Here is a 22927-nt window from a genome sequence, read left to right on the forward strand (position 1 = left end):
TTACAGCGTTCTAGCGCGCTGTTCCATCTCGCGCATTTGTTCAATACGGGCCTGAATACGTTTTTTAGTTAGGTCATTATCGGTACGCGTATAGGCCGTGTGCAATTGATCGATAGCATTCCGAAAACCGCCGTATAAGGCAATAACTTCGGCGTTAGTTTCGTACATTTGCGCAATATCACCGACGTCACGATAAGCGTCGCTAAGAATTTGTAGTGCAAGTAAATGCTTTGGCTCACGCAACAAAAAGTCGCGCAATAGCTTGATACTTAAACGTGGCTGACCTGCTTTAATGGCCGCGTTAGCATAGTTGATGGTGATCACTTCTTCGTTGGGGCGACGAATGTAGGCATGCTCAAGCATCGCCAGCGCTTCATCGTAGCGCTGCTGATTGATTAAAATATCGCTTTCCACATCAATATAAAAAGGCTCTAACGGCGAGTTATCAAGCAGTGGAGCCAGTGTTTCTTCAGCCGCGGCTGGCTGACCACTATCCAACTGCACAATAGCTAAACCGTAACGCGCGGCGCTAGCGGCTAACATCCAGACGGCGCCGGAAAGTATCAGCATCAACGCCGCCATAGCGAGCCTGTACGCGCGCCTTAGCTAACGCAAACTTTAAACTGGGCGGACTATTAGGATGAGGTAGCATTTGTGCCCGGGCACGGGTATCAGCGATACGTGACTCGGTAACCGGGTGAGTCATCAGCATTTCGGGCATTTTAGTGGAATAACGGTAACGATCGGCAAGCCGACCAAAGAAATTCGGGGCGCCACGCGGATCAAAGCCGGCATTCGATAAGATTGTCATACCCACACGGTCAGCTTCTTGTTCGTACAGACGAGTGTAATTGATAACTGACTGCTGATTACCGGCCATGGTTGCAGTAAGCGCCGCCGAACCCAATTCTGGGTTAGCAATACCGAGTAACAAGGCACCTAATACACTGGCTAAGGTTAAGCCGCTATTTTGACTTTGCTGCTCAATATTACGCACCATGTGGCGCTGCGTGACGTGTGCGATTTCGTGGCCAATTACCGCCGCCAGTTCGGACTCGTTTTGCGCTTCCAAAATCAAACCGGTATGTACGCCAACATGCCCACCCAAAAAGGCAAAGGCGTTAATATCGTTATTATTGATCCAGAAAAAAGAAAACGGAAAACGCACACCGTCGGCATGACGAACCATACGGTTACCCATGTCGGCTATATACTCGTCTAACGCCGGGTCGCTGATCAGCGGCGCGGTAGCACGAATTTGGCGCATATAAAAATCGCCGATCAGTCGTTCCCGATCGATCGACATAATGGCGCCACCAGCGGTACCGATTTCTGGTAAACGATTTTGATTTTGCTGAAAATTTTGTGCGGACGCGGCTACCGTGAAGGTCACGCTAATCGCTAACAACAAAGACTTTACCGCATTCATGTTGGCTGCTAATTCCTGCTTAAACTAAAGCGAATAGTCAAGATAGCACTTGGAGTCACTGATGCTTGACGAGTTCCCTAATTTCCATCTTAGCGACTTAAAGTAACATGTTGGCAGCAACCTGCCTACGGCTAAACGCTGGCAGACGCTAAGCAGCGATTAAACTATCGGCAAACATTTGAAAGCTGCTATGATGCTTGCTCGTGTTATCGAACGAATTTATCGTTTATTGGCAGTCAAATCGTCAGCATTCAGTATCGCAAGGACGTCAGTATGTGGGATTTTTTTAAGAGCTGGTATCAACGGAAGTTTTCTGACCCGGCGGCCATTACACTCTTTTTGTTGCTGCTCGTTGGCTTCATTTTAGTGGTGTTTTTTGGTGGGTTACTGGCACCAATCATCGTCGCTATTGCGTTGGCCTATTTGCTTGAGTGGCCGGTGGTTAAGTTGATGCGAGTCGGTTTTTCACGGTTAACTGCGGTGCTCGTGGTATTTACGTTATTTGTCGGACTAGCCGTGGTACTGGTGGTTTTTATGGTGCCGGTAGTTTGGCAGCAAGGTATCGCCTTAACCCGCGAAGTCCCCGATATGCTGGCAATGTTGCAGCAATGGGTTCATGCACTGCCGGCACGGTTGCCGGATTTTGTCGACGAAGCGCAAGTGGTTGCCTTTACCGCCGAGATTAAAGGACGTGTATTGGGCTGGGTACAGCAGTTGTTAACCTTCTCGCTGATGTCGTTAGTTAACGTGATGGCGTTGATGGTTTATTTAATCATCGTGCCGCTGTTGTTATTTTTCATGCTGAAAGATCGCGATGTGCTGATGCACCATGCCAGTCGCTTATTACCGAAAGAACGTCGCTTAATTTCGCAAGTTGGGCGCGAAATGAACTTGCAGATCATGAACTATATTCGTGGTAAAGCACTCGAGTTGGTGATTGTTGGCATAGTCTCATTCGTCGTGTTTGTCGCATTTGATTTGCGCTATGCGCTGTTATTAGCGGTATTAGTTGGCTTATCGGTACTGATCCCCTATGTCGGTGCAGCACTGGTGACGGTGCCGGTGGTGCTGGTGGCATTATTTCAGTTTGGTATTAGTATGGAATTCGCGTGGTTGGTGATCGCTTATCTGATTGTGCAGGCACTCGATGGTAATTTATTAGTACCAATTTTGTTTTCAGAAGCGGTTAATTTAAACCCGGTTTATATCATTGGTTCAGTGCTTATTTTCGGCGGTATCTGGGGCTTTTGGGGAGCCTTTTTCGCGATTCCATTAGCAAGCCTAGTAAAAGCGGTGATCAGTGCTTGGTCGAGTCCGCAACCGGCGCTTGATAGCTTACCTGAAGCCCGTTAAGTTGATTTGTTGTACCGTTTAAGCCCCCGCCAGTGCGGCGGGGGAGTGGTATGAGTTAGAATTATTGGGCCAAATAATCTAACACCACTTGGTGGTGCTCTTTGGTTTTAAACTTGTCAAAAACGTGTTCAATATGACCATCCTGCGCCACTAAAAAGCTGATGCGATGGATGCCGTCGTATTCTTTACCCATAAATTTCTTCAGTCCCCAAACACCAAATTGTTCGGCAACTTGATGGTCTTCGTCACTGAGCAAGGTAAAGTTAAGCGCGTCGCGTTCACAAAACTTGGCTAACCGCTTTGGCGCATCGGGGCTAATACCCACTGTTTGTACGCCATGCTTAGCTAAATCCTGTTGATGATCGCGTAATTGCTGTGCTTGTACGGTACAGCCGGGCGTCATTGCTTTTGGATAAAAGTAGACCAACACGCGACCGTGACTCAGTAAATCGGTCAGTGTCACCCTTTGTTCATGGCTATCGGGTAAGCTGAAATTGGGCGCTTTATCGCCGCTAGTTAAGGTTTTCATCATCACTCCTGTGTTAGTTAAGCAGAGACGACACTGCTTAAAGCATGAATTTGGCAATCAATGGCCAGTGTTTGGCAGTGCGCTTGAATATGCTTTTGCATGCGTTGATAGCTGTCTTCATCGCTGGCTTGCACAACCAGGCTCATTTGCAAGCAGGTGCAATCTGCCATTTGTTCGCTTTCGCTGCGTAAAGAAACAATATCAACCGCCGCATCAGCCAATACGTCACTGATAGACTTTAAGATGCCTGGCGCATCATTACCCCGTAAAATGATTTCAGCGCGATGCGGAAATGGTGGTAAAGGACGTGGTTGAGTGCGTTTGCTCATGGTCAGCAATTCCATTCGAATGGCTGATGTTGGCAGCAGATGTTCGATGCGGTCTAAGCTGGCGCTGGTACCAGCAAGTAGTAAGGTTAATACGAACTCTTGGCCAAATAATGCCATACGACTATCGACAATATTGCAATCACAATCGCTGACCAGTTCGGTCACCTGTTTAACAATACCAACTCGGTTACTACCCATGGCAGTTATAATTAGCTGTTGACTCAAAACACCATCCCTCATGTTGGGCTGCTGACAACGGTTGCTAGTCAGTTTGACGACGCCACACTTGCAGCCTGCATAATACCGATAAGCGAGCATGGCGTGAAGTGTTATACAGAGACAGTTGAACGACGGATTTTTACGGGCTAAGGGTCGAGCAAGCCACTTGTGTTTAACTGGCACTGCAAGTACCATTAGTGCCTTTCTTTAGCAACGGATGGCAAATGGAGTCCATATGCTAACAGGCAGTATCGTCGCCCTAGTAACGCCGTTTACACGGCAGGGGAACGTTGACTACAGTGAGCTTGAAGCGCTGGTCAATTGGCATGTTGAATCGGGTACCGACGCCATTGTTGCCGTGGGTACCACGGGTGAATCAACCACGCTAACGCATGACGAGCACATTGATGTGGTGCGTGCGATTGCTGAAATTGCTGATAGCCGCATTGGTGTCATTGCTGGCAACGGCTCTAATTCTACTGCCGAAGCTGTGCATTTAACTGAACGTATGGCGCACTTGAATATTGATGGTTTTTTAAACGTCACGCCGTATTACAATAAGCCGTCACGACAGGGCATCATTGCTCATTATCAAGCTTGCGCAAGCGCTAGTGATAAACCCCAGATCCTCTATAACGTACCCGGCCGCACCTGTTGCGATATGCAACCGTCATTAGTCGCTGAGTTAGCGCAAATCGACGGAGTGGTCGGTATTAAAGAAGCGAGCGGAGAGGTGAGTCGGGTTTCTGAGTTACGTCAGCGTTGTGGCGCAGAGTTCATTTTATTGTCAGGTGATGACCCGACGGCTACCGATTTTATGCTGGCTGGTGGGCAGGGCGTGATTAGCGTAACCGCTAACGTGGTGCCGGCGCAGATGAAGCAACTCGTCGATCTTGCCGTAGCAGGACAAGGCGATGCGGCACAACAGTTGGATAAAACGTTGCAGCGCCTTAACCAGATGCTGTTTATCGAATCAAATCCGATTCCAGTCAAGTGGGCGTTGGCATTATTAGGTCGTTTGCAAGCAAATTATCGCTTACCCTTAACGGCGCCGGAACTTGCCAGCCAGAAAGTTATCGAACAAGCACTTATCGACGCAAAACTATTATAAAGCCTGGAGTAAGCATGAGATTGGCAAAAGTCACGACCGCGATTTTAGCCGCATTAGCGGTAACGGCCTGTAGTTCCAACAATCGCGAGCGTGCTCAGGGTGATTTTGATTATACCCAAGCGCAGACCAGCGCAGATTTAAAGGCGCCGAGCGGACTAGAGTTACCTGCAAACAGCGACAGTTACGAAATCCCTGTCGGTGAGAATTCGTCGGGACCGGTGGGGCAGGATGTCAATGTGACAGCGCCAATTCAGGTACGACCGATTGCGGCAGGTAGTCGTGTTGATGAAAACGAGACACAGGTTCGTGTGTTTTTTGATGAAGTTGAAGACTTCGATAACATCGCCGCACAGGTGTGGCAGGCGCTAGAAACAACCCTAACCGAGTTGGGTGTCAGCACCAGTAATGAACAAACTGAGACACTGTTACAAACCGATTGGATCGCGCCAGAGGTGGTGTTCGCGGCGATTGACAGCGATGCTGACGACGGTTGGAGTTGGTGGCCGTTCGGCGACGATGAAGTCGAGCAAGTACGGCCAGCCTATTACCAATTTGTGGTTACCATGAACACCGAGCCACATGGTCGCACAACGTCGTTACTGGTGGATACCATCGCCTTTAAACGACCTGGCACACAGCAACAAATGCCAACGGCTAAGGCGCAACGTAACGCCGAGACCTTGTTTTTAAATGCGGTCATCACCGAAGTTAATCGTATGCAACAACGTCATGTCATCGAACGCCAGCGCTCGGGGATTAGTACCGAACTTGGTTTTAACGCTGATGGCGATCCGGCTTATATCATTGATAGTGACTTTGAGAGCGCATGGGCGGTAACCGGCTTGATGTTAGAAGCGCTTAACTTTGATGTTGACGATCTGAATAAGAGCAGTGGTCGCTACTACGTTAGCTACGAAAAACCGTCGTCGGGCTTTTTGAGTGCGCTATGGGGGAGCAGTAACGACTTAGAGCTGCCGCTGGCGGAAACCGATTATCAAGTGGTGTTGATCGAGCAGGGTGAGCGTACCTCGTTAACCATTGAGCAAAACGGTGAAGCACTACCGGCGAACGTCGTCAGCGACATGTTTGCCACCATTGCGGAACAAATTAAGCAACAAAGCATGCGCTAATGATTAAGCGCTAAAGCACATTTTATTAACCACATCTGTTAATGCAGCCGAGGTATTGCATGGAAAAACGTGACGAACTGTATCGGGGTAAGGCGAAAACGGTGTTTACCACCGACGATCCAAATTTATTGGTGTTGCAGTTCCGCAACGATACCTCGGCGTTTGACGGAGAAAAAATCGAACAGTTAGACCGTAAAGGTATGGTCAACAATAAGTTCAACCATTTTATCATGAGTCAGTTAGAAGCGGCGGGTATTCCCACGCAAGTCGAGCGTTTACTGAGTGATAACGAGTCTTTGGTTAAACGCTTAACCATGATCCCGGTCGAGTGTGTGGTGCGTAATGTTGCAGCCGGCTCTATCGTGCGTCGTCTGGGCGTTGAAGAGGGTAAGACGTTAAATCCTCCAACATTTGAGTTTTTCCTGAAAAACGACAAACTGCATGACCCGATGGTTAACGAATACCACATTCGTGCTTTTGGCTGGGCGGACGAAGCGCACATCGAAGAGATGAAGCGTTTAACCTTTAAAGTCAACGAAGTATTGAAGGCGCTATTTGATAACGCTGGTTTGATTTTGGTGGACTATAAACTGGAGTTTGGTTTAGCCGACGGCAAAGTGGTGCTAGGCGACGAGTTTACCCCAGATGGCTGCCGTTTGTGGGATAAAGAGACGCGCAATAAATTGGACAAGGATCGCTTCCGCCAAGGTTTAGGCGGTGTGGTTGAGGCGTACGAAGAAGTCGCACGCCGCATTGGTTTAACGCTGTAAAGGCCTAATCGCTATCGTTACGGCTCTTTAGCGTTTAGCGTTTAGCGTGGTCGGATTTATCCGTCGATTCTCTCTCGGCATCCTCATCGTTGGATGCCGTTTTCTTATCTTTGCCAGAAACGTCTGTTAACGATGTTTTGCTCGGCCACTTCATTTTTGCACTGTATTTAAGTACCGCTAAATTACTGAGTACTACGCCTAATACTAATAAGATGATAAGCCAGACCATGTAGCCGTCCATGCATCCTCCTCACAAATATTGCTGATGTATTGCTCATAAATGCTCGCCAATTGCGGGATGATAAAATCGACGCCGGCAATAGGGTGTTGTTGTAATACGCGAGTCAGCGCGTCCACGCTTAACGCGGGTAAATAATGCTTAGCCAATGGTGCATAACTTAAATGCCAAGGCTCTGCCGCGACGCCGCCGCGAAATTCGGCATATGGAAAGAAAAAGCCATAGTCGGCAGCGTGCTGGCGTAACCAGCAATAAAGGCGGTAACAGGGACCTTGTTCATCTTGGTATTCAGACACTTGTAGCTGCAATTGACGCTCGCCATTATTGAATGGACGGGCGTCATAAACATCTAAATCGGTGCCCCAGTGGTGGCGACTAGCCCCGGGCAATGCCGACCAGTGTAATATCGCTGCGAGTTTCTCACCATCGCTTAACCGGCTAACATCGATGGCTTTACCGGCGGCGTTGTTAACCGTCAATTGTCCCTGCCACTTTCGTTGCCAGATATTTGCTTGGCGCTGATAACTGCGGAAGCCGCTAGCAATCGCCAACTCAATACCGTCTTTGGCGGCAGCTTGCTGCATCTGTATAAAGGCTGCGGCCACCGGCGCTTGCAAGCTGCTGTCAGCCACCATAATGAGATGACTGTCACTGAGTCCGGTGAGCTGTTCTAAGCTAAGCGTTAACGCGGCTTGTTGGTCACTTGAGGGCATAACGTGTGCTCCAAGATTCGCTGATACAGTTGTGCCAGTTGCGTTAAATCGGCGGCTCTAACGCACTCATCAACTTGGTGAATGGTGGCGTTAACCGGCCCCAATTCGACCACCTCTGCCCCCGTTGGAGCGATAAAGCGACCATCAGAAGTGCCGCCAGCGGTGGATAATGTGGTTGTTTTTCCGGTTACGTCGACAATGGCTTGTTCTGTGGCTCTCAATAACCTACCTGCGGCGGTCAAAAACGGCTGGCCATTTAGGGTCCAGCGCAGTTGATAATCTAACCCATGGCGCTCAAATGTGTCGAGCACACGTTGTTGCAGTTGTGCCGCCGTCGATTCGGTACTAAAACGGAAATTAAAGTTACCTTGCAGCTTGCCCGGTACCACATTCGTAGCGCCGGTGCCGGCTTGGATGTTCGCCAACTGGAAACTGGTTGGCGGGAAAAACTCGTTGCCTTTATCCCACTCCATCGCCGCCAGTTCGGCTAGCGCTGGCGCGGCTAAATGAATCGGGTTACGAACCTGTTCTGGATAGGCCACGTGACCCTGTTTACCGTGGATGACGAAGTCACCGGTTAACGAGCCACGACGACCATTCTTTACCGTATCGCCGAGCCAATCGCTACTGGATGGCTCGCCGACCACACACCAATCGATTTTTTCTTGACGAGCTTCTAAGGTGTCAATGACGCGCGTGGTGCCGTTAATAAAAGGGCCTTCCTCGTCGCTAGTAATTAAAAAGGCGATGCTGCCTTGATGCTCGGGGTGGCGACTAATAAAGCGTTCACAGGCAACCACCATGGCTGCCAACGAACCTTTCATGTCGGCCGCACCACGCCCGTACAAATAGCCATCGCGATAAGTTGGTGTAAAGGGCGGACTGCTCCAAGCTAGGTGATCGCCAGCGGGTACCACGTCGGTATGGCCGGCAAAGCAAAATAGCGGCCCTTGCTCGCCTCTTCGCGCCCACAGATTGGTTGTGTCTTCAAACACCAGTGTCTCTAAGTTAAAACCGATAGCGGCTAGCCGTTCCCCCAGCAACTCCTGACAGCCCTCATCGGCAGGCGTCACCGATGGCCGAGCAATCAGTTGCTCGGCTAGCGCTAATACCGGACACTGGCTCATCGTAGTACTTGCTCCCACGCCTTTTCGTTAAAGCCATTGAGGATTTGCTCGCCGTCATTCAAGATTGGGCGTTTGATTAAGGTCGGTTTATTTAACATTAATTGTTTAGCCTTGGCCTCATTGAGCGCTTGCTTGGTCTCATCATCGAGCTCACGCCAACTGGTGCTGCGACGGTTGATGACATTTTGCCAACCGAGTTGTTCACACCATTCGTCCAATTGTGATTTTTCGAGACCATCTTTACGGAAATCATGAAACCGATACTCGATTTGCTGTTGTTCGAGCCAACGCCGAGCTTTCTTGACGGTATCACAATTGTTGATGCCATAGACTTCTACTGACATGCCTGTATCTCCTTGTATTGCCCAGCATGACCGCGTTATTAAGATTCGACTTGCAGCAGCATTTGGCCGGCACTAACGCGCCCTTGGCGTCTGCTACATCGATAGTGTTCGCAGGCGCTATCATTTGCCTGCCATAACACGGTTAATAACTGTGCTTGCTGGTATTGTCGAATTTGTGGTTGTTTCAAACACGCTAACCGCTGGCCAACGGTAACGGGAGCCTTTGCCTCGGCATTTTTTTTATGCAGGGGCTGAATGACGTCGGCCGGTGGTTGTGCTTGTAAATAAGCGGCGAACATCAAATAACAATCAAAACCTTGTTCATCGCGTAAATGCCAAAATCCGCCACAGCTACTCTGTTGTTGAATGTAGCCATTCAGCGGCGCTAACAAATAATGATCGCTGACATCAATAACGATGCCATCTAAGCCGCTGGGAAAGTGGAGTAATGCACAGGGGTGCTGCGTTAATGTTAACAACTGACCACTGGCCGGTGCGTAACAGATTGGGGCCGGCAAGTCGCGAACCTCCGCGTTTATCGATGACAGTTATCATTTTGGCAAACCGTAACAGTAAGAACAAGGTTTAACCGTCAGCGCTGAATAAGGGCTACGCTTTAAGCTGACCGGGTGCTATGCTGTGAGTTATCTACATTATCTGTGGATATGTTTGTGAATTGTACGGTTGTAACAGTTTAACTTGTTGTTTTATATGAGATAGTTGAATTGTACGCAAATCAAACACCGATCAAGAAGTGAGCAGCAAGGTGAGCAAAAAGCCATCGCTATGGGTAACACTGCGGTTAGGCGTGAAATACGCTAATGACTGGCCAAAGCATGCCGTGGTGGCAGCATTCCAAGAGTCTAAAGTGGTTCCGGCAACACGCTTTGCGAGTCGTTGGATGCCCGCTATTGCGGTGCTAAATGCGGCATTGCACTGGCAGTGGCAGGGGACGTTAGCGTTGGCGCCTGCCATGATGTTGTCTTTATTTATCCTGTCGTTACCGCTACAGGGCTACTTGTGGTTAGGGTGGCGCGCGGCTAAACCCTTACCGCCGTCTTTAAGGCGCTGGTATCAAGAATTAAAAGATAAGTTGCAAGCCTCGGGCGAACAAGTACCTCGGGCAAGTCAGGGTGGGCCGTTGTATTTAGATTTAGCACGGCTATTAAAACAAGCATTGACGGTATTGCCGCCGTCTGAGCACTAGTGCAATAGCGTTACTTATTTAAATATTGACGGTCAATGAAGGTGGTTATCCAATGTGGCTTATAAACCACTAACAGCGTGACCGCCATGCCATTTAATAAGGCCTCAGGGAACATGACTAAAATGCTTATCGATAGGTAATTATCCCAAATACTGCGAAACTCGTAGAGACCTTGATAGGTGTAGTAGCCTGCTAGTGCTGCTTGCGCCAAAAATAAACCGAGTGCGGCGGTAAAAAAGGCGTTTACAAAAATATAGACAAAAAAGTGACGGGGTAAGCGGTGATAAACCCACGCGTAAGCTACGTAGGTTAACGCCGCTGGTAATAAGACTTTAGCACTATAATAAACGGACCATTGTTGCCACTCACTGAAACCGGTGACAGCTTGCAAACTGACTACCAGTGCGCCGAGTAGCAACGCCAGACGTAAGCCAAACATTAACGTCAAGGTGGTGATGCCTAAGAAATGAATGGCTAAGCCATCCATGATACCGGCCCGAAAACTCCATAATACGGCTAATATAGCCACACTGGCCCAGGCTAAATGTTGTTGCCAATTTTGTTGTAAAAATTGGCGCCATGGCACATCCCGCGCAGCAATATAAAGTATCACTATATCTAAGCACAGTAATAAGGTTTGCATGGCGCTCTCTTTACCTAAGATACCTAAGACCTACAACATTAATTGTTTGGTTGACCGTTTAGCTGTCAGCTTTTACCGAAAAGCTTGACCAAATCGGGGCGTGGTCGGAAGGCTTTTCGATAGCACGTAACTCGTAATCAATGCCGCTTTCCTGACACCGTTCAGCTAGCATTGGTGTTGCCATAATTAAATCAATCCGTAAGCCGCGATTATCGTTAAAACCTTTCGAGCGATAGTCGAACCAGCTAAATTGATCGTCACTTTGCGGATGCTGCTGGCGGAAAGTGTCGACTAAGCCCCAGTCCATCACTTGTTGTAACCATTCGCGTTCCTCGGGTAAAAAGCTGCATTTGCCAGTGCGTAACCAACGTTTGCGGTTATCCTCGCCGATACCAATGTCACAATCTTGATGCGAAATATTCACGTCACCCATGACGATCAGCGGCTGCTCAGCCGATACGTGCTGCTGCAAATAACTCATTAAATCGCGATAAAACTTGGCTTTAGCGGGAAACTTAAGCGGGTGGTCGCGGCTTTCACCTTGAGGAAAATAACCGTTTAAGACTCTGACCGTGGTGCCGTCAGACAATGGGTAGTCACCCATGATCATGCGTCGCTGGGCATCTTCTTCATCGCTGGGAAAGCCGTACTGCGGGTTTTTTAAAGCTTGCTTGCTCAGCAGCGCGACGCCGTAATGGCCTTTCTGACCATGAAAAATGACGTGATAACCCAACGCTTCGACGTCGGCCAACGGAAACTGGTCGTCATGCACTTTGGTTTCTTGCAAACCAATAACGTCAGGCTGGTGTTTATCGATAAGTGCTGCCAATTGGTGTAGGCGAGCTCGGATACCATTGATATTAAAAGAAATAACTTTCATGATGTCGATGCGATTACCGTGTTAAAAAGGGAATATAAGCAATGACGGTAAGCATACCATAGCTGCTAAATGAGCGATAACTGGGTATACTGCCTTTTTCTATTATGACGTCATGGACGCTGGGTTAGGTGCGTATGCTGTTACAACTCGCAAATGAATTAGGGATGATGATCCGTCCTCATTTATATGAATTCGCATTAATCATTATGGCGACGTTATTGGTCATTTACGGCAATGAGATTAATCAAGTAGTGCGCCGCCAAGTCAGTCATTGGCACTTTATTTTCCGAACGTTAGTGTTTGTATTGGTTTGCGCTTTTGGTTACGGTCTGCTGTTAATTTGGTTGACACCTTGGTTATCAAGTTGGTTGCATAGCATCCCGTTACGCTATTTGGCGGTATCTTGCATCGCCATTTTACTGTTGTTGGGTGTGATTGCTGAACGCAAGCGCCAATTATAGCGTTAAATTAAATGACGCTTGTTCAGTTACTTAAATGAACGTGAGTCATAATTAAAAATAAATAATATAATCAAGGTATTATTGGAATGAGCGAAGATTGGATAACGGTTAGGGCTGGGCAGCAAGCGTTGCAACAGATCCGCCAGCAAGGATTGCAAGAAAGTGATATCGAACTGTTACTGGGGGCTTCTGGAGGGCCAAAATGGTTCGTGCTACAAGGCTTGGACCGTTATCTTTTTGGCGAGTTTTTTGCTGCTCGCCAGCGTCCGTTAAATACCTTAGGAACCTCTGCGGGGGCTTGGCGTTTTGCCAGCTTAGGACAGGCCGACGCGGTGGCCGCCTCTGATTTATTTTGCCAGCTGTATCGACGCCAACGTTATAGTGCACGTCCCGATGCCAATGAAATTACTGGCGAAGCATTAAAGCTTTTGGATAGCTACGTACCCGATAATATTATTCCCGAGATATTAGCTCAGAATCGTGTTCACCATCATATGATAGTTGCCCGTTGCCGGGGGCGTTTAACCGCCAGTGATGGCCGCCGGCAGGCGTTGGGGTTACTCGGTTCTGCGGCAGCAAATAGTGTTAATCGCCGTTGGCTAGGGCGTTTCTTTGAGCGAATCGTTTTTCATCATCCACAAGCCAACACACAGTTCGCAAAAATTTGGCGCGACCTACCGACTCAGCATGTACCGTTATCGGTCGATAACTTTAAGCCCAGCTTGCTCGCGACCGGGTCAATTCCGCTGATCTTGCATGGTGTCCGCGATATTCCCGGCGCACCAATCGGCACCTATCGTGATGGTGGCATTACCGATTATCACTTTGACCTCGATTTTAGTGCCGTTGATGGTTTGGTGCTTTATCCGCATTTTAACCAGCAAGTGATTCCTGGTTGGTTTGATAAGCGTTTGCCGTGGCGTCGGACGCAAGGCAAGCGATGGCCTAATGTCGTGTTAGTTACGCCAACCGAGGCATTTTTACGGCGCTTACCGTACGGAAAAATTCCCGATCGTACCGACTTTGCCAAACTGGATGCCGATACGCGCTTCGCTTATTGGCAGCAGGCCGTTGATGCCGGTCGTTGGATGGCCGATCAGTTTCATGACTGGCTGAGCAGTGGTCGTATTAAACAAAAAGTACAGCCTTGGTAGGCACTCATGAGTCAGCGACGGCGTCTTAACTGGAGTTTTGCTCGGGCGTTTTAAAGGTCATGTCACAGATATCTTCGAATCGCGTTGCCGCTAACGCTGAGGCGCGATTGATGTCAGCAGCGGTCAAGTGAGGCTGTAATTGTTGCAGTAGCTGCGGTGCATCTTTATCGCCCGCCAATGTTGCTAGTTGCAACCAACTCCAAGCATGAAAATAGCTATGCGGTAGTACTTGCCCCTTAATAAACAGTTTGCCCAAGTACAACATAGCTCGGGCGTGTCCTAACAGCGCCGCTTGACGAAAATGCTTGGCCGCTTGAAAGCTTTCTCCGTGCTGCATTAAGCGCGATGCTTCAATAAAATGTTTAGCCGCTTGTTTGCGCCAGTGCTCGGTAGCAGAGGTCGCGTCGCTATTATTATGCATAAGGTCTGTGATCTTGTTGTTTGCGGTTAAATAGCCGCTTTAGCTAAGTTAACGATAGTCTAGCGTAGCGCAGTTTCAGTGCGCAAACGTAGGCTGTGATCGTTAAAATCGGTATTCAGCCTGTTAGTTGTCAATGTTGGGACGACGGTTTTTCGATAGGGTTCGTTGTTCATGTGCAAAGATTCAGTTAACGAGCCAATCTCACTATCACTAGCACGCCATCATCACCGCTGTGCGACAACCTATGATATCGGCAGTATGACTCAATTGTTGAGGGCTGAACTCGAAAATGGTGGAGTTTTAGACTAGCGGTTAACGACTTATCATTTTTGTGTCATGATGATTGTGCTTATAGGCGCATCAGCGCACTATCGGTATGACTATTTAATCAAAACATCGTGCAACAGAGGCGCATTATGCCAATGCCAGCAACGCCAACCCTTGCGAATTTAACCGTATCTCAGCGGCCACATTTTCGCATATTGGTGATCGATGATTCTGATATGACGCAATTAGTGTTAAGCGATATGTTGGAGTTACTCGGTCATGAAGTCGTGCAGGCTCGGTCCTGGCTGCAGGCTGAAAACGCCGCACAAGATCAGGCCTTTGACATTATTTTTCTGGCGATAACCCCACCTCAAATCCCACCGCAATTAACCTCATCATCGATTGCCTTAGCCTCTTCATCATTGACCCAACCCTACTGGGTGACGTTAGGAACGGTGCTGAGTAATGAGGATTGGCAGCCGCATGAACAGCTCCCCAAGCCATTATCACAGACTCATCTTGAACAGACCCTAAAGCGCATTCACGACTTACAATCGAGCCATTAAGCGATATTCGCCAAAGGAACTTGCTGCTGTTGGTGTAGCCATTGGTTCACGTCGAGTAAACGCAGTGTACCGTTATGGTCTTCAATAATAGCGCTACAGGATTCGACCCAATCACCGTCGTTATAATAGCTGATGCCATCAATATCGCGGATATTTGCGTGATGAATATGACCGCAGATCACGCCATCGTATCCTTTGCGTTTAGCGTAGGCGGCTGCGCTTTCTTCAAATCGCTGAATGTACTGACGCGCTTTTTGCGTGCGTTGTTTCAAGTATTGGCTCAGACTCCAGTAACCATAGCCACGCGCTTCGCGCCAACGATTATAATAGCGGTTGAGGTTTAAGATGACGTCGTAAAGTTTGTCGCCGACAAAAGCTAATAGTCGATGACAGCCACTGTGCAGATCAAACTGGTCACCGTGAATGACTAACAGTTGGCGTCCATCGTGTGTGTGATGACGATAGTGGTTACACAGTTGAATGTTATTAATACCATCGTGAAATGGATAATCTTTTAATACGTGACGCAAGTCTTCGTCGTGATTACCGGTAATATAAACCAGCTCGGTGCCTTTGCGAGCCAGTTTTAACAACTGCCGAACCACATCTAATTGATGCTTACCAAAGCGAATGCCACGCTTTTTCATCGACCATAGGTCAACAATATCACCCACTAAGTAAAGACGCTGGCAATCTAAATGTCTGAGAAAACTGAGTAAGCGTTTAGCTTGACAGTCTTTAGTGCCCAAATGAACATCCGAGATAAACACTGCGCGCGCAGATAGGGTCATGCGTAAGCCTCCTCATCAATGCCCCGTATGGGCTGCTGATGCTAAATGGGTGAGCATCGGCATGGTGCCGCTGACAGATGACATTTTTGTGCTTAATTGATAACGATACGATGACAATGAATCGTGATACTGGGGTCTTTGCGTGAGCTTTTGTCGCCAGCCTGAGTGCTATACACTAGTAATTATTTACCTATCTAAAAGTCAAAAATCAGGAACTTATCTATGACCGAGCAAGCGTTGTTTAAAGGCTCTGAGCGCTATATCGCCAGCCCGCAGTTAGCGTTAGCGGTGAATGCAGCGATGCACCTGCAAAAGCCGCTACTGATTAAGGGCGAACCGGGTACCGGTAAAACCTTATTGGCCGAAGAGTTGGCAGCGGCGTTGGCTGCACCGCTATTACGTTGGCAAATCAAGTCAACCACCAAAGCGCAGCAAGGGCTTTATGAATATGATGCGGTGTCTCGTTTACGTGACAGCCAGTTGGGCAGCGATAAAGTGGCTGATATTGCCAATTACATCAAACCCGGTGTGCTGTGGCGCGCCTTTACAGCCGATCAACGGCCGGTGTTATTAATCGATGAAATTGATAAGGCGGATATTGAGTTTCCGAATGATTTATTGCACGAACTCGATCGCATGGCTTTTCAAGTTTATGAAACGGGCGAGTTGGTAGAAGCTCGACAAAGGCCGTTAGTCGTCATCACCTCGAACAACGAAAAAGAGCTACCCGATGCTTTTTTAAGGCGTTGTTTCTTTCACTACATTGAGTTCCCGGATGCTGAACAGTTAAAAGCTATTGTCGATGTGCACCTGCCAGATATCGATCAACAGTTACTCGACCAAGCATTATCGGCTTTTTTCAGCGTGCGTGAATTTCCTGATCTAAAAAAGAAACCATCCACCTCTGAGTTAATTGATTGGTTAAGGTTATTGCTAGCGGAGCGGGTTCAAGCTGGCCAACTCGCGCTCGACGAGCAAGCCTTGGCGGAGCTACCGTTGCTGGGCGCGTTAATTAAAACTGAGCAGGATCAAGCGCTGCTGGCGCAACCGCTCAAGCGAGCCATGCGGAGTTACTAATGTTTATTGAGTTTTTCCGTTGTATTCGCCGCCACGGCGTGGCTGCCAGTGTTACCGAGTTGCTAGATTTTCTACAGGCCTTACAGGCACAGGTCGTGTTTGCCGACGTAGAAGGTTTTTATCATCTGGCACGTTTAACGTTGGTTAAAGATGAGCGCTTTTATGACCGCTTTGATCGAGCCTTTGCGGAGTATTTCGAGGGCGTTAGCGAAACCGAATTGAGTGACGCGATACCAGCAGAATGGCTCACTAAAACGTTACAACGGCAACTGAGCGAAGCGGAAAAACAAGCATTATCGGGTTATGGCTCGTTGGACGAACTGTTGAAACAGTTTCAGCAGCGTTTAAGCGAACAAGAGAAGCGCCATGCGGGCGGTAGCAAATGGATTGGCACTGGCGGTAGTTCAGCGTTCGGCGCCTACGGTTATCATCCTGAAGGCATCCGTATTGGACAAGCCGGCAGTGGTTCGCGACGTGCTGTCAAAGTGTGGGATAAACGACAGTTCAAAGATCTCGATGCTGATCAAGCGTTGGATAATCGCAATTTGCAAATGGCATTGCGTGGTCTACGCCGTTTTGCCCGCCAAGGAGAAGCCAACGAGTTAGATTTAGCGGCAACTATTCAGGCGACTTCGCGTAACGCTGGCTATCTGGATTTACAGTGGCAGGCAGAGCGCCATAATGCCGTTAAAGTCTTATTATTGTTCGATGTTGGTGGTTCTATGGACGATCATATTTATGATTGCCAACGGCTATTTGCGGCCGCCAAAAACGAATTTAAACATTGTCATTTCTACTATTTTCACAATTGCGTTTACGAATATGTTTGGCAGCATAATCAGCGCCGTTGGCAGCAGCGCACTCGAGTTATCGATTTAATTAATACGTATGCGAGTGATTACAAATTAATTTTTGTTGGTGATGCCACTATGGGGCCTTATGAAGTGCTCTATCCCGGTGGCAGCGTCGAACACTGGAACGACGAAGCCGGGCAGGTCTGGATGCAACGTTTATTGCAGCACTTTAATCGAGCTGTTTGGTTAAATCCGCAGCCGCAGTCACGTTGGCGCTATTATGCGTCGTTGCAATTAATCAACGATATCATGCAACAACACATGTACCCGCTGACGGTTAATGGTATCGAAAGCGCCATCGCGCATTTACGTTAATGGTTAGCTTTGTTGCTTTTCTGGTCAGCCGTTAAGGGCGTTTCTTGGCTTTTGTTCAGTAAGTAGGCAAACGCGAGGAAAATTAAAAAAAACACTTGCAGCAGGCACGTCCAATCACTAATATAGCCGCCGTTCACAGCGAAACCGCATCGTGCGTCCGTAGCTCAGTTGGTTAGAGCGCTGCCTTGACATGGCAGAGGTCGGTAGTTCGAGTCTACTCGGACGCACCATTTCAAGCTAATTGCTAGGTAGCTAACGCTGTAAAAGAAATTATGAAACCCTGAACTATTCTGTTCAGGGTTTTTTTATACCCACCTATTTATAACTGGTTGATGGGCAGTTTTAGATAAACCTTACCCTGTTCGTCCGCCGGTGGCATATGTCCGGCGCGAATGTTGACTTGAATCGAGGGTAATATCAGACGCGGCATCGCTAGCGTGGCGTCACGTTGATCCCGCATTTTGCAAAACTCCGCTTCGCTAACACCATCATGCACATGGATATTGTGCGCGCGCTGTTCTGCTACCGTTGTTTGTGCTTGATAATCACGCCCTTTAGGGTAATCGTGACAAATATAAATGTGAGTATCATCCGCTAAGCTCAATAATTTGCGTATTGACTGATACAAGGTTTTTGAACTACCGCCGGGAAAATCACAGCGCGCGGTACCAACATCCGGTTGAAACAGCGTGTCGCCAACGAAGACTATACGGTCATTGATGATGTAGGCGACATCCGCCGGTGTATGTCCAGGTGTGTGCATGACACGTACCTGTAACGCGCCGCTGGTAAAGCTATCACCGTCGTTAAATAGGTGATCGAACTGTTCACCGTCGGGCAAAAATTCTTTTTCTAAATCAAAAACTTCTTTGAAGATTTTTTGAACATTTTTGATGTGCGCGCCAATAGCCACCTTGCCGCCGGTTTGTTGGCGCAAGAATGGGGCGGCGGATAAGTGATCGGCATGCGCATGAGTTTCTAGAATCCAGTCCACGGTAAGCTGATTATCGTTGACGAAATCGACCAAACGTTGCGCACCTGAGGTTGCTGTGCGACCCGACCTATAATCAAAATCTAAAACCGAATCAATGAGCAGGGCATGACCGCCAACACGGTCATAAACCACATAACTAAACGTTTCACTATCGTGGTCTAAAAACGACTTCACTTGTATGGCTGAAGCACTCATCATTACACTCCTTCTAGCCGAAAATTCTATTTAATTATATATATATTCTGTTCGGTAATATATCAAGTTACTGACACTAGCTTTCGAGCTTATCGCGAGACTGTTGCGGTGAAAATTGACAAGTCTCAAAAAACGTTTGCCAGGCTTTGATATGTCGACCACTGCTTTGCCTTAATTGTTGGCGTAAACTTATCAACCGTAAAAAGTGTTGCTTTAATGGCCGATTACTGAGCTGTTGCTCAATGATCATTAGCGGCGACTCAAGTTGCTGTAACTGTCTATCCAACTGCGCTAATTGCGCTTGAATCGGGCTTGCATAGTAATTCAAAAAGACATTTTTTAACACTTCAGCGCGCCGTGGTTGGCCTTTACTCAAACAACCCGCGTTAGCACTCAGTTGCGCCAGTAGGGGTTGTTGCGCGCTTAAATATTGGTCATAAGCAAGCGCCGTAGCCCATAAATCCGGTAGGTAATCTTGTTGCTGCAACATTTGCAGCGCCTGCTCGAGTTGCACTGGCTCGTGCTGACTCGGCTTATTCGTGGTCGCTGTTCGCAGGCTATCGGCAACTTGTACCAGCGCCTCTAGGCTCACTACAAAACGCTCTGTATCGAGTGTTGTCATGGGCCTAGACGAACTGCGGAAGCTGTGTTTAAACGCTGGTTCGGTGGCAATGGCTAATTGCAAATCAGCGGCTTGGCGTTGCTGCAATTGTTGTGCTAAAGAAGTCGCTTGCACAGTTAACTCCGGCTGTTGTCGAGCACATTCCTGTAATGCTCGTTGTAGTGCGCGTTGCTGCCAGTAGCGGCTCAAACCTTGCTGCAAGCGGCCAAGGCTACTATTGCCTTGAAACAGCAGTTGACCGGCATGACAGCGGCTAAACTGCTGACTATCCAGTAGCCCTAGGCGAATCGGTACAGGCGTTAACTCACTGATAGCAGGGCTGGGATAGGGTAACTGCAAATCTAACTGGGGCTTCGACCAAATTAACCCTTGGGGGCGCGCTAAACGCTCGCCGTACTGTTGTAATGACTCATTGGCATTGGGTTGGCAAGCTGCCAAGGTTAGTGTTAGCAATGCTGGCAAGGCAACATAGCCAAGTGCTGGCCAATGCAGTAAACTGCCGAAACTATTTTTTGCTGTCACAAATGGGCCCATCCGTCATGTTTACTGGTATTGTACAAGCTTGTGCAACTGTACGTGCAGTCGAAGAACGTCAACAATTTCGTCACTTAACCATTGCCATAGCGAGCGATTATCTGCAACAGCTTAACATTGGCGCCAGTATTGCCATCAATGGCTGTTGTTTAACCGTAACGGCGGTGGCGGGCGATCAAGTTGAGTTTGATGTCATTGACGAAACCCTGCGCTTGACCAATTTAGGGCAGCTCAAGGTTGGCGATGCGGTTAACTTCGAGCGTTCGCTAAAAATGGGCGATGAGTTGGGTGGTCACATTGTCTCCGGACATATACACGGCACAGCCAGCGTTTTACAGCGCCAATCTAGCGAGCACAATGCCACGCTATGGCTAAGTTTCCCTGCTGCATTAAAGCCTTACATTTTTAGTAAGGGCTTTATTACCGTTAATGGTGCCAGCTTAACCGTGGGTGAGGTTGACGACTTGAGTTTTGCCTTGCATCTGATCCCAGAAACGCTGCGGCTAACCAACTTGGATAACCTAGCACCGGGGGCGTTACTGAATTTAGAAGTCGACCAGCAAACCATGACCATCGTTGATACTGTTGAGCGCATCATGGCGCAGCGCGAACAACTTGCTCAATAGTCGATACGGCTGGCGCTAACGCGCGTTAATAAAATTGCTCGTCGTTACCCTCAATGCGCACTTCGACGCCGTCGTCGTGCGCATTACCTTGCACAAAGACATGAATACTGTCACCACAGGCCGCGCATTCATCTTGATAATCTTGATCGCCGGCGCTGGCATCGATGGCTAAATGAATGTGATGCCCACAATAGGGGCAGGCAACACTATGACTTACTAGTTTTTGCGCTAACATGAGAAACCCTTGACGTTACGGTGTTTAGACGACTGTTAGCGATAAGTATGATCGGTTTTTAGCGAAACGCCTGTTTTTTACATTAACCGACAGCTCCCAATAATATGGCGATACCAGCAAGCGCGATTAGCGCCGCTAACACGCTGCGCCAATGACTTTTTTGTCCATAGCAATAGCCGATAGGAATGAGAAACAGCGGCGCGGTGGATAACAGTGTTTGCACCAAGCCGGGGTTTAATTGGCTGAGCGCTAGTTGTTGTAGCCAAATGGCAAGAAAGGTGCCTAAAAAAATCGCCGCTAACAGCGGTGCTAGCGATACTTGCCTTAATTGACGAACGGTGTGTTGCAATAAGCGCGGTTGGCTACAACAAACGATGACTAACAAGGTTAAGCTGCCCGCCAGTAAACGCAAAAAAGCGGCGTTAGCCGCCGACAGTGGAAAGCGATTGAGGGCGTCGAAGGCCATCACCAAACCGAATGCCTGACACAGTGCCGCTGTTACGCCAAACACAATACCCGTTAATGACCAGTTGGGTGCTGCTGAAAGGTCATTATTCGCTTGTTGCTGTAGGCGTTGTCGTCGCTGTTCAGCCAACACCCAAACAAGACCGAGCATGATCAGTATCGCACCGATGAATTGCTGCAACGTTAAGGCTTCACCCAACCAAAAATAGGCCAACACGGCGGCAAATAGCGGCGCTAAGTATTCTAATAACATGGCCTGCCAGGGTCCAAGCCGGCGCAGGGCAGCAAAATAACAGCTATCACCCAAGGTAATGCCGATAATGCCGCTTAGCATTAACAGCAAACTGGCTTGACTCATATTAATAATTAGCGGAGCGGGTAATACCAGCGTCAACAATAATAACAATGGACAGGCCACGACGCCCTTGATTAGGTTAAGTTGTAGCGCGCTAAAATGGCTACCGGCACGGTTATAGAAAAGTGTTGCGATTGCCCATAATGCTGCGGCACCGATCGCCGCGCTGATACCGAGCATCATAAACCGAGCTCACAATCGGCAAACAGCGCATTGTCAGGGCGCTGCTGATAATCTGTTTTACGCAACTGCTGCTGTAGGTTTAGCAGTGTTTGCCGGACACTACTGTTCAAGGTGGAACGAGCTAACCAATCGGGCAGTAAACCGCCAGGATCGCTACTCACTCGGTAACGTAAAAGAACTTGCTCGGCATCAATGACACTGACTTGCCATTGGGCCTGAAAAAAACGCAGAGAGATGGCGTCGTCGATGAACTCGCTACGCTCTTGTTCGGTGAGCTTATCTAGCGCGTCGTGAGTAGTCGTTTTGCTGACGTCGATGGTTAATTGACAGTCGCGATTAACAGAAAAATTAGCATCACTGACTAAATAACGGTCGGTTACCGGCCAGGGGCTATCAAAAACACTTAGCACGCGAAACCAATGCTGCTCACGTTGAGCTAAAATGCGGCTGTAGCGCATCCGTTCAACCCAATGAGGCGCTTGCGCATTATCCAACAACAATTGATATAGCGCCCATGGTGCTGCCTTGACCGTGAGTGTTCCTTGCAGCCAAAAACGGTCATTCGCATCGCGCCATTGTTGCATGCTGAGTTGTTCGGCGTTGGCGCTAGTCGGCAAATTTGCGAGTAGCGCGATTGTCAGCAAAAAAACACGCATAGTGGCCTTGCATCAGTTGTCAGGTAAGGCTGCTTAGCTTATAGTATTAGGTTCGTGTTCGACAGTAGCGAACCGAGCAATTTTTTGCCCAGTCAGCTAAGCCGCGACTGAGCAACTATCATTTAACTCGCGTT

General features: G+C 48.4%; 29 protein-coding genes and 1 tRNA gene. 12 read left to right on the plus strand and 18 right to left on the minus strand.

Annotation, left to right across the window (positions count from 1 at the left end; all coding sequences use genetic code 11):
* Both A10D4_RS14310 and A10D4_RS14315 read right to left on the minus strand, forming a co-directional pair.
* On the minus strand, positions 1-570 hold the full coding sequence (locus tag A10D4_RS14310; protein WP_237738511.1) for a tetratricopeptide repeat protein: 570 nt from the start codon (positions 568-570) through the stop codon (positions 1-3).
* On the minus strand, positions 530-1429 hold the full coding sequence (locus A10D4_RS14315; protein WP_008487253.1) for a M48 family metallopeptidase: 900 nt from the start codon (positions 1427-1429) through the stop codon (positions 530-532). Before A10D4_RS14315 ends, A10D4_RS14310 begins: the two co-directional genes overlap by 41 nt.
* A 273-nt stretch (positions 1430-1702) precedes the next feature.
* On the opposite strand from A10D4_RS14315, the gene A10D4_RS01400 reads away from it, so the two are divergent.
* Complete coding sequence (locus tag A10D4_RS01400; protein WP_008487254.1) at positions 1703-2782, plus strand: AI-2E family transporter; 1080 nt, start codon at positions 1703-1705, stop codon at positions 2780-2782.
* Between the two features lie 61 nt (positions 2783-2843).
* Here A10D4_RS01400 and bcp read toward each other — a convergent pair whose 3' ends face one another.
* Together bcp and A10D4_RS01410 are read right to left on the minus strand one after the other, a co-directional pair.
* Positions 2844-3311 carry a thioredoxin-dependent thiol peroxidase gene (gene bcp / locus A10D4_RS01405; protein WP_008487255.1) on the minus strand — a complete coding sequence of 156 codons (468 nt, stop codon included), beginning with the start codon at positions 3309-3311 and terminating at the stop codon, positions 2844-2846.
* Positions 3312-3328: 17 nt separating this feature from the next.
* Entirely contained in the window at positions 3329-3865 is a 537-nt protein-coding gene (locus tag A10D4_RS01410; RefSeq protein ID WP_008487256.1) for a glycine cleavage system transcriptional repressor, read from the minus strand.
* A 229-nt stretch (positions 3866-4094) separates the two neighbouring features.
* Between A10D4_RS01410 and dapA the strand changes: the two genes are divergently transcribed.
* The 3 genes from dapA to purC are packed head-to-tail and all read left to right on the plus strand — an operon-like array spanning position 4095 to position 6870.
* Entirely contained in the window at positions 4095-4970 is an 876-nt protein-coding gene (gene dapA, locus A10D4_RS01415) for a 4-hydroxy-tetrahydrodipicolinate synthase (RefSeq protein WP_008487257.1), read from the plus strand.
* A 14-nt stretch (positions 4971-4984) separates the two neighbouring features.
* Complete coding sequence (bamC, locus tag A10D4_RS01420) at positions 4985-6100, plus strand: outer membrane protein assembly factor BamC (protein WP_008487258.1); 1116 nt, start codon at positions 4985-4987, stop codon at positions 6098-6100.
* A 59-nt stretch (positions 6101-6159) separates the two neighbouring features.
* Positions 6160-6870: a phosphoribosylaminoimidazolesuccinocarboxamide synthase gene (gene purC, locus A10D4_RS01425; protein WP_008487259.1), complete on the plus strand. Its 711-nt coding sequence runs from the start codon at positions 6160-6162 to the stop codon at positions 6868-6870.
* A 34-nt stretch (positions 6871-6904) separates the two neighbouring features.
* Here the strand turns inward: purC and A10D4_RS01430 are convergent, their stop codons facing one another.
* Genes A10D4_RS01430 through A10D4_RS01450 form a run of 5 tightly spaced genes read right to left on the minus strand, consistent with a single transcriptional unit; the run spans position 6905 to position 9810 of the window.
* Entirely contained in the window at positions 6905-7111 is a 207-nt protein-coding gene (locus A10D4_RS01430) for a DUF2897 family protein (protein ID WP_008487260.1), read from the minus strand.
* Complete coding sequence (locus tag A10D4_RS01435; RefSeq protein WP_008487261.1) at positions 7075-7821, minus strand: M15 family metallopeptidase; 747 nt, start codon at positions 7819-7821, stop codon at positions 7075-7077. Before A10D4_RS01435 ends, A10D4_RS01430 begins: the two co-directional genes overlap by 37 nt.
* Complete coding sequence (gene dapE, locus A10D4_RS01440) at positions 7791-8948, minus strand: succinyl-diaminopimelate desuccinylase (RefSeq protein WP_008487262.1); 1158 nt, start codon at positions 8946-8948, stop codon at positions 7791-7793. The genes A10D4_RS01435 and dapE overlap by 31 nt, the downstream gene beginning before the upstream one ends.
* Positions 8945-9292, minus strand: a complete 348-nt coding sequence (locus A10D4_RS01445; RefSeq protein WP_008487263.1) for an ArsC family reductase — start codon at positions 9290-9292, stop codon at positions 8945-8947. The genes dapE and A10D4_RS01445 overlap by 4 nt, the downstream gene beginning before the upstream one ends.
* A 38-nt stretch (positions 9293-9330) precedes the next feature.
* The gene (locus A10D4_RS01450; protein WP_008487265.1) at positions 9331-9810 is read right to left on the minus strand and encodes a hypothetical protein; all 480 of its coding nucleotides are present in this window, start codon (positions 9808-9810) and stop codon (positions 9331-9333) included.
* A 248-nt stretch (positions 9811-10058) separates the two neighbouring features.
* On the opposite strand from A10D4_RS01450, the gene yfbV reads away from it, so the two are divergent.
* Positions 10059-10499 (plus strand): terminus macrodomain insulation protein YfbV, encoded by a 441-nt coding sequence (gene yfbV / locus A10D4_RS01455; RefSeq protein ID WP_008487266.1) that lies wholly within the window; start codon positions 10059-10061, stop codon positions 10497-10499.
* Between the two features lie 10 nt (positions 10500-10509).
* Here the strand turns inward: yfbV and A10D4_RS01460 are convergent, their stop codons facing one another.
* Both A10D4_RS01460 and xthA read right to left on the minus strand, forming a co-directional pair.
* Positions 10510-11142 (minus strand): energy-coupling factor ABC transporter permease, encoded by a 633-nt coding sequence (locus A10D4_RS01460; RefSeq protein ID WP_008487267.1) that lies wholly within the window; start codon positions 11140-11142, stop codon positions 10510-10512.
* 58 nt (positions 11143-11200) lie between these two features.
* A complete protein-coding gene (gene xthA / locus A10D4_RS01465; RefSeq protein ID WP_008487268.1) occupies positions 11201-12022 on the minus strand; it encodes an exodeoxyribonuclease III in 822 nt (273 codons plus the stop codon).
* 134 nt (positions 12023-12156) lie between these two features.
* Here xthA and A10D4_RS01470 point away from each other — a divergent pair, with 134 nt between their 5' ends.
* Together A10D4_RS01470 and A10D4_RS01475 are read left to right on the plus strand one after the other, a co-directional pair.
* Positions 12157-12483 (plus strand): DUF3392 domain-containing protein, encoded by a 327-nt coding sequence (locus tag A10D4_RS01470; RefSeq protein ID WP_008487269.1) that lies wholly within the window; start codon positions 12157-12159, stop codon positions 12481-12483.
* 86 nt (positions 12484-12569) lie between these two features.
* Entirely contained in the window at positions 12570-13637 is a 1068-nt protein-coding gene (locus A10D4_RS01475) for a hypothetical protein (protein ID WP_008487270.1), read from the plus strand.
* Positions 13638-13662: 25 nt separating this feature from the next.
* Here the strand turns inward: A10D4_RS01475 and A10D4_RS01480 are convergent, their stop codons facing one another.
* On the minus strand, positions 13663-14058 hold the full coding sequence (locus A10D4_RS01480; protein WP_008487271.1) for an SEL1-like repeat protein: 396 nt from the start codon (positions 14056-14058) through the stop codon (positions 13663-13665).
* A 416-nt stretch (positions 14059-14474) separates the two neighbouring features.
* Here A10D4_RS01480 and A10D4_RS01485 point away from each other — a divergent pair, with 416 nt between their 5' ends.
* Positions 14475-14891, plus strand: coding sequence for a PleD family two-component system response regulator (locus tag A10D4_RS01485; protein ID WP_156812064.1), 417 nt, complete (start codon positions 14475-14477; stop codon positions 14889-14891).
* Here A10D4_RS01485 and A10D4_RS01490 read toward each other — a convergent pair.
* Positions 14888-15682, minus strand: coding sequence for a UDP-2,3-diacylglucosamine diphosphatase (locus A10D4_RS01490; RefSeq protein ID WP_008487273.1), 795 nt, complete (start codon positions 15680-15682; stop codon positions 14888-14890). The genes A10D4_RS01485 and A10D4_RS01490 overlap by 4 nt on opposite strands.
* A gap of 222 nt (positions 15683-15904) precedes the next feature.
* Here A10D4_RS01490 and A10D4_RS01495 point away from each other — a divergent pair, with 222 nt between their 5' ends.
* The 3 genes from A10D4_RS01495 to A10D4_RS01505 all read left to right on the plus strand — a co-directional run bounded on the left by A10D4_RS01495 (position 15905) and on the right by A10D4_RS01505 (position 18158).
* Entirely contained in the window at positions 15905-16759 is an 855-nt protein-coding gene (locus A10D4_RS01495) for an AAA family ATPase (protein ID WP_008487274.1), read from the plus strand.
* Positions 16759-17928, plus strand: coding sequence for a vWA domain-containing protein (locus A10D4_RS01500; RefSeq protein WP_008487276.1), 1170 nt, complete (start codon positions 16759-16761; stop codon positions 17926-17928). Before A10D4_RS01495 ends, A10D4_RS01500 begins: the two co-directional genes overlap by 1 nt.
* Positions 17929-18081: 153 nt before the next feature.
* A tRNA-Val gene (locus A10D4_RS01505) sits at positions 18082-18158 on the plus strand.
* An 89-nt stretch (positions 18159-18247) separates the two neighbouring features.
* Here A10D4_RS01505 and A10D4_RS01510 read toward each other — a convergent pair.
* Both A10D4_RS01510 and A10D4_RS01515 read right to left on the minus strand, forming a co-directional pair.
* Positions 18248-19117, minus strand: a complete 870-nt coding sequence (locus A10D4_RS01510) for an MBL fold metallo-hydrolase (protein ID WP_008487277.1) — start codon at positions 19115-19117, stop codon at positions 18248-18250.
* A gap of 76 nt (positions 19118-19193) precedes the next feature.
* Positions 19194-20261: a DUF3080 family protein gene (locus A10D4_RS01515; protein ID WP_192811496.1), complete on the minus strand. Its 1068-nt coding sequence runs from the start codon at positions 20259-20261 to the stop codon at positions 19194-19196.
* Between the two features lie 17 nt (positions 20262-20278).
* On the opposite strand from A10D4_RS01515, the gene A10D4_RS01520 reads away from it, so the two are divergent.
* On the plus strand, positions 20279-20899 hold the full coding sequence (locus A10D4_RS01520; RefSeq protein WP_008487279.1) for a riboflavin synthase: 621 nt from the start codon (positions 20279-20281) through the stop codon (positions 20897-20899).
* Positions 20900-20924: 25 nt separating this feature from the next.
* On the opposite strand, the gene A10D4_RS01525 is transcribed toward A10D4_RS01520, so the two are convergent.
* The 3 genes from A10D4_RS01525 to A10D4_RS01535 form a co-directional block, all read right to left on the minus strand.
* Positions 20925-21134: a CPXCG motif-containing cysteine-rich protein gene (locus A10D4_RS01525; RefSeq protein WP_008487280.1), complete on the minus strand. Its 210-nt coding sequence runs from the start codon at positions 21132-21134 to the stop codon at positions 20925-20927.
* A gap of 82 nt (positions 21135-21216) precedes the next feature.
* Positions 21217-22137, minus strand: a complete 921-nt coding sequence (locus A10D4_RS01530; RefSeq protein WP_008487281.1) for a DMT family transporter — start codon at positions 22135-22137, stop codon at positions 21217-21219.
* Positions 22134-22793 carry an SRPBCC family protein gene (locus tag A10D4_RS01535; protein WP_008487282.1) on the minus strand — a complete coding sequence of 220 codons (660 nt, stop codon included), beginning with the start codon at positions 22791-22793 and terminating at the stop codon, positions 22134-22136. Before A10D4_RS01535 ends, A10D4_RS01530 begins: the two co-directional genes overlap by 4 nt.
* Between the last annotated feature and the right edge of the window lie 134 nt (positions 22794-22927).

Source organism: Idiomarina xiamenensis 10-D-4, from assembly GCF_000299895.1.
Lineage (GTDB): Bacteria > Pseudomonadota > Gammaproteobacteria > Enterobacterales > Alteromonadaceae > Idiomarina > Idiomarina xiamenensis.

What these genes read in the sequence shown, in the direction of transcription:
- A10D4_RS14315 (WP_008487253.1), bottom strand. Translation starts at nt 1,429, where the DNA reads ATGAATGCGGTAAAGTCTTTGTTGTTAGCGATTAGCGTGACCTTCACG.
- A10D4_RS01400 (WP_008487254.1), top strand. Translation starts at nt 1,703, where the DNA reads ATGTGGGATTTTTTTAAGAGCTGGTATCAACGGAAGTTTTCTGACCCG.
- purC (WP_008487259.1), top strand. Translation starts at nt 6,160, where the DNA reads ATGGAAAAACGTGACGAACTGTATCGGGGTAAGGCGAAAACGGTGTTT.
- A10D4_RS01520 (WP_008487279.1), top strand. Translation starts at nt 20,279, where the DNA reads ATGTTTACTGGTATTGTACAAGCTTGTGCAACTGTACGTGCAGTCGAA.
- bamC (WP_008487258.1), top strand. Translation starts at nt 4,985, where the DNA reads ATGAGATTGGCAAAAGTCACGACCGCGATTTTAGCCGCATTAGCGGTA.
- A10D4_RS01480 (WP_008487271.1), bottom strand. Translation starts at nt 14,058, where the DNA reads ATGCATAATAATAGCGACGCGACCTCTGCTACCGAGCACTGGCGCAAA.
- A10D4_RS01495 (WP_008487274.1), top strand. Translation starts at nt 15,905, where the DNA reads ATGACCGAGCAAGCGTTGTTTAAAGGCTCTGAGCGCTATATCGCCAGC.
- bcp (WP_008487255.1), bottom strand. Translation starts at nt 3,311, where the DNA reads ATGAAAACCTTAACTAGCGGCGATAAAGCGCCCAATTTCAGCTTACCC.
- A10D4_RS01470 (WP_008487269.1), top strand. Translation starts at nt 12,157, where the DNA reads ATGCTGTTACAACTCGCAAATGAATTAGGGATGATGATCCGTCCTCAT.
- A10D4_RS01530 (WP_008487281.1), bottom strand. Translation starts at nt 22,137, where the DNA reads ATGATGCTCGGTATCAGCGCGGCGATCGGTGCCGCAGCATTATGGGCA.
- A10D4_RS01475 (WP_008487270.1), top strand. Translation starts at nt 12,570, where the DNA reads ATGAGCGAAGATTGGATAACGGTTAGGGCTGGGCAGCAAGCGTTGCAA.
- A10D4_RS01490 (WP_008487273.1), bottom strand. Translation starts at nt 15,682, where the DNA reads ATGACCCTATCTGCGCGCGCAGTGTTTATCTCGGATGTTCATTTGGGC.
- A10D4_RS01430 (WP_008487260.1), bottom strand. Translation starts at nt 7,111, where the DNA reads ATGGACGGCTACATGGTCTGGCTTATCATCTTATTAGTATTAGGCGTA.
- A10D4_RS01445 (WP_008487263.1), bottom strand. Translation starts at nt 9,292, where the DNA reads ATGTCAGTAGAAGTCTATGGCATCAACAATTGTGATACCGTCAAGAAA.
- A10D4_RS01485 (WP_156812064.1), top strand. Translation starts at nt 14,475, where the DNA reads ATGCCAATGCCAGCAACGCCAACCCTTGCGAATTTAACCGTATCTCAG.
- dapE (WP_008487262.1), bottom strand. Translation starts at nt 8,948, where the DNA reads ATGAGCCAGTGTCCGGTATTAGCGCTAGCCGAGCAACTGATTGCTCGG.
- A10D4_RS01525 (WP_008487280.1), bottom strand. Translation starts at nt 21,134, where the DNA reads ATGTTAGCGCAAAAACTAGTAAGTCATAGTGTTGCCTGCCCCTATTGT.
- A10D4_RS01460 (WP_008487267.1), bottom strand. Translation starts at nt 11,142, where the DNA reads ATGCAAACCTTATTACTGTGCTTAGATATAGTGATACTTTATATTGCT.
- A10D4_RS01535 (WP_008487282.1), bottom strand. Translation starts at nt 22,793, where the DNA reads ATGCGTGTTTTTTTGCTGACAATCGCGCTACTCGCAAATTTGCCGACT.
- A10D4_RS01500 (WP_008487276.1), top strand. Translation starts at nt 16,759, where the DNA reads ATGTTTATTGAGTTTTTCCGTTGTATTCGCCGCCACGGCGTGGCTGCC.
- A10D4_RS01510 (WP_008487277.1), bottom strand. Translation starts at nt 19,117, where the DNA reads ATGAGTGCTTCAGCCATACAAGTGAAGTCGTTTTTAGACCACGATAGT.
- A10D4_RS01435 (WP_008487261.1), bottom strand. Translation starts at nt 7,821, where the DNA reads ATGCCCTCAAGTGACCAACAAGCCGCGTTAACGCTTAGCTTAGAACAG.
- xthA (WP_008487268.1), bottom strand. Translation starts at nt 12,022, where the DNA reads ATGAAAGTTATTTCTTTTAATATCAATGGTATCCGAGCTCGCCTACAC.
- dapA (WP_008487257.1), top strand. Translation starts at nt 4,095, where the DNA reads ATGCTAACAGGCAGTATCGTCGCCCTAGTAACGCCGTTTACACGGCAG.
- A10D4_RS14310 (WP_237738511.1), bottom strand. Translation starts at nt 570, where the DNA reads ATGCTGATACTTTCCGGCGCCGTCTGGATGTTAGCCGCTAGCGCCGCG.